11 protein-coding genes are annotated in these 13,425 nt (G+C 39.1%); 3 read left to right on the plus strand and 8 right to left on the minus strand.

The window, feature by feature from the left end:
• Positions 1-4: 4 nt before the first annotated feature.
• Complete coding sequence (locus I6751_RS07435) at positions 5-451, plus strand: Lrp/AsnC family transcriptional regulator (protein WP_196591175.1); 447 nt, start codon at positions 5-7, stop codon at positions 449-451.
• A 143-nt stretch (positions 452-594) separates the two neighbouring features.
• On the opposite strand, the gene I6751_RS07440 is transcribed toward I6751_RS07435, so the two are convergent.
• Positions 595-1,629: a sensor histidine kinase gene (locus I6751_RS07440; protein ID WP_182188117.1), complete on the minus strand. Its 1,035-nt coding sequence runs from the start codon at positions 1,627-1,629 to the stop codon at positions 595-597.
• Between the two features lies 1 nt (position 1,630).
• Positions 1,631-2,773, minus strand: a complete 1,143-nt coding sequence (locus I6751_RS07445) for an FIST signal transduction protein (protein ID WP_196591100.1) — start codon at positions 2,771-2,773, stop codon at positions 1,631-1,633.
• A gap of 246 nt (positions 2,774-3,019) precedes the next feature.
• Between I6751_RS07445 and I6751_RS07450 the strand changes: the two genes are divergently transcribed.
• Positions 3,020-4,063, plus strand: a complete 1,044-nt coding sequence (locus tag I6751_RS07450) for a response regulator (protein WP_196591101.1) — start codon at positions 3,020-3,022, stop codon at positions 4,061-4,063.
• A 177-nt stretch (positions 4,064-4,240) separates the two neighbouring features.
• Here the strand turns inward: I6751_RS07450 and I6751_RS07455 are convergent, their stop codons facing one another.
• From I6751_RS07455 to I6751_RS07465, 3 genes are all read right to left on the minus strand, one after another.
• Positions 4,241-7,282, minus strand: a complete 3,042-nt coding sequence (locus I6751_RS07455) for an efflux RND transporter permease subunit (protein WP_196591102.1) — start codon at positions 7,280-7,282, stop codon at positions 4,241-4,243.
• Positions 7,279-8,373 carry an efflux RND transporter periplasmic adaptor subunit gene (locus I6751_RS07460; protein ID WP_196591103.1) on the minus strand — a complete coding sequence of 365 codons (1,095 nt, stop codon included), beginning with the start codon at positions 8,371-8,373 and terminating at the stop codon, positions 7,279-7,281. The genes I6751_RS07455 and I6751_RS07460 overlap by 4 nt, the downstream gene beginning before the upstream one ends.
• 175 nt (positions 8,374-8,548) lie before the next feature.
• A complete protein-coding gene (locus I6751_RS07465) occupies positions 8,549-9,187 on the minus strand; it encodes a prepilin peptidase (protein ID WP_196591104.1) in 639 nt (212 codons plus the stop codon).
• A gap of 219 nt (positions 9,188-9,406) precedes the next feature.
• On the opposite strand from I6751_RS07465, the gene I6751_RS07470 reads away from it, so the two are divergent.
• Positions 9,407-10,618, plus strand: coding sequence for a TadE/TadG family type IV pilus assembly protein (locus I6751_RS07470; protein WP_196599064.1), 1,212 nt, complete (start codon positions 9,407-9,409; stop codon positions 10,616-10,618).
• Here I6751_RS07470 and I6751_RS07475 read toward each other — a convergent pair.
• From I6751_RS07475 to I6751_RS07485, 3 genes are read right to left on the minus strand one after another with little or no spacing between them, the layout of a single operon-like run.
• A complete protein-coding gene (locus tag I6751_RS07475) occupies positions 10,615-10,968 on the minus strand; it encodes a DUF192 domain-containing protein (RefSeq protein ID WP_229711456.1) in 354 nt (117 codons plus the stop codon). The two genes, I6751_RS07470 and I6751_RS07475, sit on opposite strands and share 4 nt — an antisense overlap.
• Positions 10,969-10,995: 27 nt before the next feature.
• Complete coding sequence (locus tag I6751_RS07480) at positions 10,996-11,946, minus strand: type II secretion system F family protein (RefSeq protein ID WP_196591106.1); 951 nt, start codon at positions 11,944-11,946, stop codon at positions 10,996-10,998.
• A gap of 56 nt (positions 11,947-12,002) precedes the next feature.
• Complete coding sequence (locus I6751_RS07485) at positions 12,003-13,394, minus strand: CpaF family protein (protein WP_196591107.1); 1,392 nt, start codon at positions 13,392-13,394, stop codon at positions 12,003-12,005.
• Positions 13,395-13,425 lie beyond the last annotated feature (31 nt).

The following is a 13,425-nucleotide window of genomic DNA, read 5'->3' on the forward strand; positions in this document are numbered from 1 at the left end:
TAAAATGGATAAAACAGATAAGGCAATATTGAAAAATTTACAGAAAAATGCACGTATGACAATTTCTGATTTAAGTGCGGCAATTTCTTTGTCAATGCCGGCAGCAAGTGAACGTCTGCGTAAGTTGGAGACTTCCGGAGTTATAAAACAGTATACAGTGATCCTGGATCCTGAAAAAATAAATAAAAACTTGACGGCCTTGATGTTTTTGCGTTTTGAAAGTACATGCAAAGGAGAGGATTTTGCTGAATATGCCAAGACTGAGGCAGAGATAAATGAATGCTACTATATTACCGGAGATTTCGATTATTTTATAAAAATAGTAACAGAAGACGCACGTACATTAAAATCGTTGCTTTCCCGTATAAAAAATTGTGCCGGACTGGTAAAAACTTCCAATCTGGTAGTATTGTCTAATATTATTGATAACGTATCCATATTGTCAGATTAATAATTTCCAGCTAATTAAATAAACTAATTCTGTTATAATAAGCCAATATGCACATCCCACATAAAATATAGAAATATGAGGGATGTGCATATTTTGATACCAGTGCTATTTATACGTACCAAAATGAATATTGAATATATTTATTATAAATTACTGGGATGATGCTGTATTGGCAGATAAATAGTAAAAGTGGTGCCCTTGCCTAATTCGCTTTTGACGGTAATCTGACCGGAATGTTTGTTGACAATAATATCATAAGCAATACTCAGTCCCAGACCGGTACCGACTCCCACTGGTTTGGTGGTAAAAAAAGGAGTGAATATATTGTCTATGTTTTCCTCCGGAATACCTTTTCCGTTATCGGTTATTACGCAGCAGACAAAATTATCTTTGGTAAAAGTTTTTATGTTGATAACACCTTCGTGGGAAGATTCTCTTATGGCGTGGACAGCATTTATAATGAGATTCAGCAGTACTTGGTTAATTGCTCCGCCGGCAGCTTTTATATATGGAATGTCACCTAAATCTTCAATTATTTTCGTAGTGTATTTAATTTCATTATTGGCTACGGCTAAGGTATCTTTAATGCCTTTGTTCAGATTATATTCTTCAAATTCCAGACTGCTGACCCTGGAAAATCCCAAAAGGCTTTTAACGATTTTTTCTATTCGTGTCAGTCCGCTCATAGATTCATCGATTATATCATTCAAATCTTCTGTAATGTAATTGATTTTATTTTCTTTCAAAGCTTTTTCAATAATTTGGAAAAGTTCTTGTAAATTTGCGTCAGAATCTGTTTCCAGAGTTTTTTCAACGCGACTAAGTGTACTGAGAAAAGAACTGACTTTTTCCAGATATTTTTTTAATGTGTCCATGTTGCTTTGAACATATCCGAGCGGATTGTTGATTTCGTGTGCTACTCCAGCTGATAACTGCCCGATGCCGGCCAGTTTTTCCTGTTGGATAAGCTGGCTTTGCAGCATGCGGATTTTTTCCATATTTTCATTGTATTCTTTGGAACTGATATCTATACTGCGTTCTAACAATGAACGTTCTTTGTCATGATTGATATATGCCTGGTTTACTGCTTCGATAAAAGTTTGAAAATCATTATCCAATTTAATATCATGCAAATAAATTTTTATTTGTCTTTTTAACAGGCGATGTATATTATCCATTTCAAACCTCCGTTATTAATGTAATAGTCATTGTTTGATTATGTAGTTCACAGATTCTGTTTTTTATGGATGAAACTATTTCACCGTAAGAATAAAAACCTGTAAATACAGTGTTGGAACCTAAGGTATTGCGTGCGGCGTCAATTTCCTCACTGACCATTTGGCTGAGTATCAATTTTCTGCCTACGCAGCTTACCAAAACGGCTAGACAAGATGCAGTATCATTATCAGGAATAAATGAGAGGCTGAGCTGGGCTGCCTGACGTGAACCGTCAATGAGATCATCAAAATTGGTTCGCATTAATTTGGAAAGATATCCCTGAGGAACATCACCAGAAAAAATTAAGGCTCGTTCTTTTTCATCAATTCGCTGAATTGTACGTATAAAAGTGTGATTGTCGTCATTGGAACGTACCATGAGAGGAAAATAAAGACCTGCCGCAGGAAGCTCGTCGGCATATTCACCAAGATATGCTTTATATAAATCCAGTGCGGGTTTTTCATCAAATTTGTACAATATATTGTTTGTCGATTTTGTGATTACACGTTCAATCCCAAAAGGTGACCAACCACCGGCCGAAGCACAGCCTATTTGTACGTGGGTACCATAAAATCCAATAGCGGCAAGCATATTTTTTTGTGGATAATTATTGGCAATGACAAATGTTTCCTTATATGATGTACCGTCACCGGCAAGTCCGCCTGATATGGTGACATCGTCGGGTAAACTGGCAGCAAGTCCATCGACAAGCTTACTGCCATTTATGTTTATACCCTCGGAAATAATGAATATATGCTTAAGCCCTTGAAGGGGAAATTGTGCTATTAAATCAGCAGATGCTTTAAAATATTCATTATTTTTAATAGCAGCCGAGGCAAAACGTACCGGCGTTTGCTCCATATGAACTGCTGTTGCAGAAAGACTCATATCAGCAGCAACATTGTTATATATTTCTCCGGCTGTTGTTCCGCCGATAAGATAGGCACCGGGATATAAAGATCTTAATTCGTTGTAAATTTGCTGGTTTAGTAAAAGTCCTTTTGCTCCAAAAATCATGACAAATTGAGCTGAAAACTTTGAATGTTTATCCGGGTGTTTGATTATTTGTCCTGTATTGTCATATATTGACTGTTCGATTTTCATTCTTCTTACCTCCGACCGCAAAATTGATATACCGATGCTTATGGTATATTTGTTAATAAATATATCTTAAATATTTCGGTTTAATATTGCTGATTCCTGCCCACGAAAAATTATTCATTACTATTGAACGATTGCGATAAACTATGCTTATTCGGTAAAAGGATACTTAAATAATATGTCGAATTTGTAATGTAATAATTAGAAATGTTGGGCAGAGAATGAAAAAATTGAACCTGGGGTGATAATATGAGTGAAAATACGGTGTTATTTGTTGATGATGAAGTCAGTGTCTTAAGGGCAATTAAAAGAGCAGTTATGGATGAAAAATTTGTGTCCTTTTTTGCTAATAGTGGTGAAGAGGCATTGACTGTTTTGGGAAAAAATAAAATCGATGTTATTGTGACTGACATGCGGATGCCAGGCATGGACGGACTAAAATTGTTAAAAATTGTCAAAGAAAAATACCCTAAAACAGTGCGGGTGGTTCTTTCCGGCTATACTCAATTATCACAGATGCTTGTAACAATCAACCAGGGAGAAATATTTAAATTTATTACTAAGCCTTGGACAACAGAAAATGAACTGCTGCCGGTTATTAAACAATCAATTGACTATTATAATCTTCAAACTGAACGAGATTCACTCAATGAAAAACTGACTGCTAAAAATGCTGCCTACCAGAGAATATTTAAGACCATAGAGGATAAAAAAATACAAGAAAGAGAAGAACTTCGGCATTTATATAAAATCAGTGTGTTATTATTTTCGTTACTGCGGAGAAATATTGGCTCTAAAGACACTATTGAACAGGATAATAATAAAGAACAAAGCAAAATATTTCACATGGCTGAAGTGATTTATTTAACATATTTAGGACACTTGCCGGCTGTGGTGGATAGCAAACCTTTGGCTAAACTTATTGATGATATCGTTGCGAACTGTGATAACCGTATTTCTATTGAGCCGGTTGAGGGAGAAACATTTAATACTAAAGGAAATCATAAATATCTGACAATTGTGTTCAAAATATTGATCCATATTTTACCGCATAAGCGTGAAACATTTAATTGCAGATTAAGTCAGAATAAACAAGAAGATGAAATGATAAAATCAGTATTCAGTATTGACCTGTCATCGTGTCAGTTTAGCATACATGATGAAAATCAAATAAAAATTGCAGCGGCATTATTGAGCAAAATTGGTGCTTTTTATGATATAAATGTTGCAGCTGAATATGCTGAACAAAAATTAAATCAGATTTATGTGGAATGGATAACAGAAAAAAATTGATGTTTTGAAATGAAAGATCATAATTATTAGCGATAAAAACACCCTGATAAGTCTGGAATAAAAATCCAACTTATCAGGGTGTTTCTGTTATAATCGCGAATATTTTTTATTGTATTGATATGAATGAAGAAAATAATTGTTATAGCGTGCAGAATTTTACGATGACACTAAAAATAACTATTTATTATTTTTAATTTTATAGCAGGCGGCGTACATTGTTGGCAGTACCAAAAGCGTAAGTACAGTAGCAACCAGAAGGCCGCTGCCGATTGCCACTGCCATTGGACCCCAAAATGGACTTGTCATAAGAGGCAGCATACCTAAGATAGCCGCCGCTGCTGTGAGCATAATAGGACGGAATCGCAGTATTGCGGAATCGATGACAGCATCCCATGGTGATTCGCCGGAAGCCATATGTTTTTGTATCTGGTCAATTAAAATTACTGAATTTCTGATAATCATGCCGCTTAAAGCAAGAATACCCAATTGAGCCACAAATCCCATTGCTTTATTCATAAGAAGCATTCCAAAACATACGCCTATGAGACCTAATGGGGCAGTTAGCAGAGTCAACACTACCAGCTTGCCATTTCTGAGCTGCACCATCAACAAGGTTATGATGACAAGAAGCATGATTGGAACAGGCACTAAAAGAAACTGCATTGCTTCATTACTGTCTGATAACGCTCCGTCAATATCTATACTGTAACCGAGCGGCAATTTATCACGCAGGCTTTTGGTAGCATTATAGGCCTTTTGTGTGGCGTCATTAGCTGTGCCATCCTTTATATCAGCTTCGACAGTTATAGTTGGTTTTAAGTTATAACGCCAGATAAGGCCGTCCTCTGCTCCATAACTTATTTTGGCAATTTGTGACAGAGGTACATAGCCGGCACTGCCAAGGTAAACAGGAATATTTTTTATATCAGTTAAATGTTGCCGATCATTATTATCCAGCCGCATTGTTATATTTATGGTGCGGTCACCATCATAGTATTGGGCTACTGAGGTCCCGGAAATTTCGGTGTACAATGTTTGTGCTACGGCTTGTCCTGACAGCCCCATGGCTCTCAGTTTATCCTGGTCAAGCGACAGATGCATGATTTTGCTTTTTTCATTCCAATTAAAATGTACATCTTCATTATTAGAATCACTGGCAGTAATATCAGCAACTTTTTCAGCAATAGTACGTACTTTATCTTCATCATAGCCAGATACACGAAGCATAACAGGATAATCGGCCGGCGGACCAGTCTGAATAAATTTTATGTCGCTGCGTACATCAGGATAATTATCAGCTAATTCTTTTTCAATTATTTTAGCAAGCTGTTTTCGATTGTCAACATCTTTGGAAACAATTACAAATTGACTGTAATTATCTGCCGGCAGTTGTGGATTTAATGTGAGAACAAAACGTGGTGCTCCTTCGCCTACATAATAGGAAAAGTTTTTAATCTTATCGTTTTGTGTATTTAAAAAAGCGGCAAATTTATTGGCATGTTCTTCTGATGAACTTATTGATGATCCTTCAGGTAACCGCATTTCAACAATTATTTCAGGACGCAGTGATGGCGGGAAAAATTCCTGCTTGATAAATTTGAAGGAGAAAACAGACACTATAAATAATCCCAAAGTAGAAGTGATTATGATTTTTTTATGATTTAAACACCAGACAAGAATTTTGCGAAATAACAGATAAAATCTGCTCTGGTAAGGATTTTTTCCGGCAGCTGCCGGTTTTTTAACACGTATCAAATAGTAGCCAAATAATGGTGCTACCATCACAGAAACTATCCAGGACAGGCAAAGTGCTATACCTATGACCGGAAATAGACTTTTGCAGAATTCTGAAGCCATGCCGTTGGCAAAAGCTACCGGGATAAAACCGGCACAGGTTATTAAAGTACCGGTAAGCATAGGCTTGGCTGTTGAATTAAAAGCATAGCAGGCAGCTTTAAATCGATCAAATCCCTCTTCCAGTTTCACACTCATCATTTCCACGGCAATTATTGCATCATCTACCAACAAACCTAACGCAATAATCAATGCACCCAGTGATACTTTTTGCAAATCGATTCCCAAGGCATACATCATTGAAAAGACACCGGCCAGTACCAAGGGGATACAGCCGGCAACAACCAATCCTGTTCGCAGCCCAAGGCTTAAAAAGCTTACGGCAAGTATTATGATTACAGCTTCCCTTAATGTACCGACAAATTCACCGATGGACTCTTTTACAACTGTTGGCTGGTCAGATACCTGGTTTATTTCCAAGCCCAAAGGAATATCCGATTTTATTTTATTCAGTAATGAACTCAGGTTGTTGCCGAGGGTAAGTATATTTCCGCCCGGTTCCATTGATACGGCAATGCCAACGGCTGGTTTACCATTAAAATACATTTTGGGATCGGCTGGTTCTGAATAGCTGCGGTCTACTCGCGCTATATCACCAAGGCGGAATATTTTATTATTGGCGTTTATCGGTAGATTTTCAATATCTCGAATGTTGCTGAACATACCGGTGAATCGCAGGTAGACATTATCGGAAGATGTTTCTACCATACCGGCAGGAGTTATTTCATTTTGTGTTTTTATTGCATTGGAGATGGTCTGCGGGCTTATACCAAGTTCAGCCAATTTTACATTTGTTATTTCCACATATACTTTTTCAGTTTGTACACCAAGCAGTTCCACTTTTTGTACACTGGGTACGTCAAGCAGCATCCGGCGGATTTTTTCTGCATGCTGGCGCAGTTCTTCATATGAATAACCATCGCCACTTAGAGCATATATTGAACCGAAAACATCGTCAAAACGATCATTGTAAAAAGGGCCGTAGACACCATCCGGCAAATCCGTTTTTTCATCTTCGCAAAGATTACGGACTTCTTTCCAGGTATCGCGTATTTTTGAATTATCGATATCCTGGCGAAGCGTTACATATATTACCGATGTACCAGGTCTGGATGAACTTTTTAAATAATCAAGTCCCGGTGTATCCTGAAGCTTTTCTTCAAGTTTGTCAGTTACCTGTTCTTCCATTTGTTTGGCCGTAGCGCCCGGCCAGCTTACAGTAACAACCATATCTCTTATGGTGAAGGCAGGATCTTCCATGCGGCCGAGCTTAGTGTAGGAAAATATACCGGCAATAATTACGACGATGATAAAATACCATACAAGATCTTTATTTTTTAAAGAAAGTTCGGTTAAATTTTTCATGATGCATCTCCTACGGCATCATCATTTGTACGTACTTTTTGTCCTTCACGCAGCTTTTGTACGCCGGCAGTCACAACCATATCGCCTTCATTTAACCCCGATACTTTTACATGATTTTCATCGAAGTCAGCTACTTGAACCTTTTGCAGGGATACTTTGTCATCTTTATCAACAAGCCATACTTCTGGTGTGTCACCGGTTTGATAAATAGCCGAGAGCGGTAGAATATAAGAAGTTTTATCGGAATTATCAGAAGGCAGGCAAATGACACTGGCAGTCATCCCCAGTTTTAATCCGGCAGGTGGATCGGGCAGGGAAATTTTTATTAAATATGTACGTGCTGTTGCATCAGCTATAGGGGATATTTCTCTTACTATTCCGTTGACAGATGAATTGTTCAATGCCCAAAAGGATACTGTTACTTTTTTACCTTCACTTACGTCATCTATGTGGTTTTCCGGTATATTGACATCGACTTCAAGTTCATTAGTCTGGACAAGAGTCAAGACTGTCTGTCCGGCAGAGACAACCTGTCCTGCCTCCGCGTTGATTGCTGAAATAACTCCGTCTGTATCAGCAGTAAGATCAGTATAAGAAAGGGCATTGTGTTCCTGTGAGGATTGTGCCTCTGCCTGCTGATATGCAGCTGAAGCAGAATCATAAGAAGTTTGATATTGATCCAGCTGTGCCTGCGGTACGGCATCTTGTGCGTATAATTGCTGATATCTTTTTAAATTAGCGGCAGCAAGGTTCAGTTCAGAAGATGCCGCTTCTACTTTGGCATTGCTTTGATTTACTTGTTGGATAATATCCTTATTATCCATTACCATAAGAGTGTCTCCGGCATGTACACGATCACCTGTCTGTACATTGCGGCGTAATATTTTACCGCTTACCTGAAAGGATAAGTTTGTTTCATAGCGCCCGTGAACGGAGCCAGCATATGTAAAGCCGTCAATATTATTTTTTGTGGATATCTGCTGGGTCCTCACTAAGGGTGGAGGAGTGGCTTCTTCTTTTTTACCACAGCCGGCAACGAACACAACTGCAATAATAGACAGACACAAAATTTTTAAAAAACGGTTTTGCATAAAACAGACCCCCTGATTGGTGATTATTTAGTAATAAACAATATATAATATATGAATAACGTTTAATTATAAGAAAAATTTGTTAATTTAGTAACATATATTATTATACTAAATGTTTCGATAAAAATAAATCATTTAAATTAGACAGTGAGAAAATATAATTTTGTGAAAAAAATTATAAAATATAAAATAATAATGCTGGCAGGGCAAAGTAGGGGCCATAAGCAAAATAAGCTTTGCGATTTTTTTGTCTTGCCAGACATAAAAAAATGGCGGCAATACCTCCTAATAAAAAACCGATAAGAATAACTAAGATTAAGTTAATGATTCCCAGCCATAATCCCAATGTAAAGATCAGTTTAATATCACCGCCGCCGATACCGCCGTGGGTCAAAACGGACAACAGGAAAAAACAAAGCCCACCGCCAAAAGCAGCAATCACACAGTCTATGGCATTAGATAATTGAAAAAAAATTGGTAATAAGGAAAAACAAGCAAAATAAAGCAGCATTTTATCGAAAATAACCTGTTGCTCGAAGTCGGTGCAAATTATAAGCAGCAAAAAAGCGGCAACGATAAAACGCAGTGTAAAAATAACTATTGAGGTCATTTGCGAAAGATAACAAAATAGTGTTGTAAAAGCGATAGTTAAAAGTATCTGTCTGAATTTAGCACGTTCAAACTGCCTGTCAGGAAATGACAATATTGCACAATTTTTTCGATAAAGCGTATCTATCCATATTGAGCTAAGGAATGCCATCAGATATGACAACCAGAAAAATAGGGGAATTTGGGCAATAATCAAAAAATACATCGAAATGACTCCTTACAGATATTGTTTTAAAGTGATTTGTGGGGAAAGTTTAGGTTTATCCGGTTGATTCAGCGAATTGGTACTTTTAGGGTTAGAATATAAAAAATAAATCAAGAAAATTATAATGTGTTTATTTATTCTAAATAAGATATACTTTTATATAAAAAAGATATATGCTATACTAATAACAGTAATAATAATGGATAGGGAAGTGTTAAAATGAAAATGGGACAGAATAGGCAAAAAGGTGCAGTAGCCGTAATATTTGCACTTGCAATTCCTATTTTATTGGTTTTTACAGGACTGGCTGTCGATTTTGGCAATGCTTATTTTCATAGACAGCAGCTGCAAAACATGGCTGATGCCGCAGTGCTGGCAGCTGCCGATAAATACAGTAAAACCAGTAGTGAAGCAGATGCTCAGACAACTGCCCAAAAATATATTGATGATATGAAGAGCATCAATGGAAACCGTGGTTATGAAAATCCGACGGCCCGTGGCAGTTCCTACCCAATAATTACTAGTAAAGACGGTATAATAAAGCTTAAATTGGTGCTTGACGATACGGTCCCGACTTATTTTATAAAAATACTCAAACTTTTTAATAATGGCGGTCAGTATGATTCCATGCCGATAGCGGTGACAGCGGTGGCTAAAATCACCGGTTCCTCATTATTTGACGGATTGATTACTTATAAACATGAAATGCAGGTTAACCAGGGATATCAAAATGGTAATAATCAGACTACTTTCGACGGAAAACTTTACTATGCCGGTCCGGATCCTGATTCGGCAAAGAGTGAAAACTATAATGCAACGGGGCAAAACGATAACAATAGCAAAAATGTTTATTCATCACCGGGTGGTTTTGTTTCATCAGATCAGTTAAAGACAAATACACCCGTTCCCGGTGAAATGCCAAAGCTGGACGGCACGCCATATGCCTTTGATACATTGAAACAAAGTGCGGATCAAACGATAACCAATGAACAGGCAGTTTATACGGACGATTTAAAAGGTAATATAATCTCAATCAATTCGCCCAATATTGACATTATAATCGATAAAGCACTGACAGGATCTGATGATCCGGCGTTAAAAAATAAACCGATATTTATAATTTACGGAAAAAGTGAAAATGAAACGGGAACAATAAATTTACACGTCAATCATGATACTGTAAGGCCGCTTATCATCTATTATATGGGTACAACTTTTCATTATAATCCGGGACCGGGCAGTCCAGAACTGCGCGGCGTGATTTATGCACCGAATGCTGACATACTGGTGAATGAAAATGCGGCTAAATTCCATGGCAGTATCTATTGTAATAATTTTTCTTCACAGGTACAGGGTTCATATACGGGTCCCGATTCCAATGATACCTTTACCGGCAGCGGTACGGCACGCTTGGTGGATGATGACGATTAATCAAAGGATTCTTTTTTTAAGAGTTGAAGACCGACATGGTACCCCGATAATTGAGCTGTGCCGGCAGTTACTTCCAGTACAGCATGGGCTCTGAAACACAGACTGATACCCAGCCATGGCTGCAGGTGCCGGACAATTCTAATGATACGGTTATCCCTATCGAGGTATACGGCGTCGATGGCAAAGCGCATGAATAACATATGGATGCTGTTGCATGGTGATAACAGCATACCTTGATCCGGTGGCAGTTTTTTTCTGCCCATCAGACCGATAAGACGTTTAAGAAAAGTATCCGCTGCTTCGATTCGAAGCGGCGGATACTTTTTGTTCTGCACAATAAAATATTTCAAAGCGGTCATTCCTTTTTCTATAGAAAGTCATGGATGCATTGATTTTATAAACACCAGCAGTGACGGCATCAGGACAATGACAAATAATGCGGGAAAAATAAATAATATCAAGGGGAAAAGTATCTTTATCGGTGCTTTTAAAGCGGCTGCCTTAGCTGACTGCATGCGCCGTTCACGAGTATTATCTGCCTGTGCCAGCAGTGTCTTGCTCATACTGGTGCCGAGTTTTTCTGATTGAATAACAGCTGTCGTAAATAAATGGACTTCCTGGAGATTGCAGCGTTTCGACAAGTTCTGCAGAGCAGTGCGTCTGGTCATGCCCATGCGCACGTCACGGAGCATTTTTTCACATTCATCAATATAAGGACCGGTCATTTGAGTGGTTATTTTCATTAGTGACGCGTCGAATGACAGCCCGGCCTGTACACTTACACATAACAAATCAAGTACTTCGGGCAGTTGGTGCAGGATAAGTTTTTGCCGGCGCCGGATTATGGTATTCAAGGCAGAAAATGGCAGCAATGCACCCACAGACAGTCCCAGCAGTAAAATTATAATGCGCTGGGCAAATGTAAAAGTACCGGTATGAGAAACGTATAGGAAGGCCAATAAGAATCCTGTCCCCATAGAAAGTACCCAAGCTGTGGCAACGGCATTTACACTCCAAATGTTTTGCTTACCGGCATAGATAATGCGTTGGGCAAGACTTTGCCTTATTGCATGGGGAGCAAAAGCCAGTAAATGCCGTTCAATATTATGGTATAACGGTAAAAAAACACGCTGTGTCAGTGAAGTGTTTCCTTCAGGATTTGCTGCCGCGGTATTGCTGGTATTGTCAGCAAATTTATCAGGATATTTATTGATGGACTGCAGACGTTCCTGTACGAATTCCTTTTTTTTCAGCATGGTTGATATGAACAAATAAAGAATAGTAAAGATTATGGCACCACAGCCACCGGCTATTAATAAAAATTTCATTTGATGTCACCTGGTTTAATCTATTATACAAGCAGATTTAATGCTGACATGAGAATTTATAGGGAAGTTTCAGGAATATTGTTGATGCTGAAAAGCTCGGGCGGCAGATCAATCCCGTTGATGCGGAACTTTTCGATGAAGGAAGGCTGTACCCCGGTTGCAGTGAAGTAACCGAGTGCTTTGCCTTTTTCATCATAGCCGGTCTGGACATATTGGAAAATGTCCTGTAAAGTGATGGTATCGCCTTCCATATGCTGTACTTCAGTAATATAGGTTATTTTGCGGCTGCCGTCACGGATACGTGACTGGTGCAGGATGAGGTCGATTGCTGAAGAAATCTGTTCACGGATGGCCCGCACCGGCAGTTCCATGCCGGACATGAGCACCATAGTTTCCAGACGGCTCAACGCATCGCGCGGATTATTGGCGTGTGCTGTAGTAAGAGATCCGTCATGGCCGGTATTCATTGCCTGCAGCATATCGAGTGCTTCACCGGAGCGGACTTCCCCTACTATAATGCGATCGGGACGCATACGCAGGGCATTGCGTACAAGATCACGGATGGTAATGGCACCGGTGCCTTCAATATTGGCGGGACGCGCTTCCAAAGTGACCACATGAGTCTGCTGCAGTTTAAGCTCGGCGGCATCTTCAATGGTGACGATGCGTTCATCTTCAGGGATGAACGAGGATATCACATTAAGTGTGCTGGTCTTTCCTGAACCGGTGCCGCCTGATACAAGAATATTGAGCCGTGCTTTAACACAGGCCCGCAGAAAGGCTGCCATGTTACGGTCAAGCGTACCAAAATCAACGAGATTTTCTATTGTCAGCGGTTTATGGGAAAACTTGCGGATTGTTACACAAGGACCGACAAGTGAAAGCGGCGGGATGATTATATTTACACGGGAACCATCTTCCAAGCGGGCATCAACCAGCGGTGAAGATTCATCGAGACGGCGTCCTATGGGAGTGAGGATACGCTCAATAATGTGCATCAGGTGCTCGTCACTTTGAAAACTGACATTGGTCAGATGCAGCTTGCCCAAACGTTCCACAAATACTGAATGAGGACCGTTGATCATTATTTCCGTTATGGAATCATCTTTCAGCAGCGGTTCGATAGGCCCGAGACCGAGAATCTCATTACGGATATCGGTTACTAGAGAAACCTGCTCGGATCGCGGCAGGAGAAATGGTTGTTCGGTAAGGACCTGCTGGCAGTAAGTTGTGATTATACCTTCAAGTTCTTCTTTCTGCGATTCATCGTGAAAATTGCTGTTGAGAAGCTGGTCGTGACTGGTAGTCATCTCATCTACGATGCGGCGATGTATTTCCAGTTTGATTTTTTGATAGTTATTTGTTGAATTATCGGTTGTACGGTCACCAAAAATCTGTTTGATTTCGTTGATTCCATTTGATCGGCCGAGCCGCTCAAGCAATGACATAATGAACACTCCCAAAATAGTATGTAAAGCA

It is taken from the genome of Pectinatus frisingensis (assembly GCF_015732285.1).
Classification (GTDB): domain Bacteria; phylum Bacillota; class Negativicutes; order Selenomonadales; family Selenomonadaceae; genus Pectinatus; species Pectinatus frisingensis.

What these genes read in the sequence shown, in the direction of transcription:
- I6751_RS07485 (WP_196591107.1), bottom strand. Translation starts at nt 13,394, where the DNA reads ATGTCATTGCTTGAGCGGCTCGGCCGATCAAATGGAATCAACGAAATC.
- I6751_RS07440 (WP_182188117.1), bottom strand. Translation starts at nt 1,629, where the DNA reads ATGGATAATATACATCGCCTGTTAAAAAGACAAATAAAAATTTATTTG.
- I6751_RS07455 (WP_196591102.1), bottom strand. Translation starts at nt 7,282, where the DNA reads ATGAAAAATTTAACCGAACTTTCTTTAAAAAATAAAGATCTTGTATGG.
- I6751_RS07480 (WP_196591106.1), bottom strand. Translation starts at nt 11,946, where the DNA reads ATGAAATTTTTATTAATAGCCGGTGGCTGTGGTGCCATAATCTTTACT.
- I6751_RS07465 (WP_196591104.1), bottom strand. Translation starts at nt 9,187, where the DNA reads ATGTATTTTTTGATTATTGCCCAAATTCCCCTATTTTTCTGGTTGTCA.
- I6751_RS07450 (WP_196591101.1), top strand. Translation starts at nt 3,020, where the DNA reads ATGAGTGAAAATACGGTGTTATTTGTTGATGATGAAGTCAGTGTCTTA.
- I6751_RS07435 (WP_196591175.1), top strand. Translation starts at nt 5, where the DNA reads ATGGATAAAACAGATAAGGCAATATTGAAAAATTTACAGAAAAATGCA.
- I6751_RS07460 (WP_196591103.1), bottom strand. Translation starts at nt 8,373, where the DNA reads ATGCAAAACCGTTTTTTAAAAATTTTGTGTCTGTCTATTATTGCAGTT.
- I6751_RS07445 (WP_196591100.1), bottom strand. Translation starts at nt 2,773, where the DNA reads ATGAAAATCGAACAGTCAATATATGACAATACAGGACAAATAATCAAA.
- I6751_RS07470 (WP_196599064.1), top strand. Translation starts at nt 9,407, where the DNA reads ATGAAAATGGGACAGAATAGGCAAAAAGGTGCAGTAGCCGTAATATTT.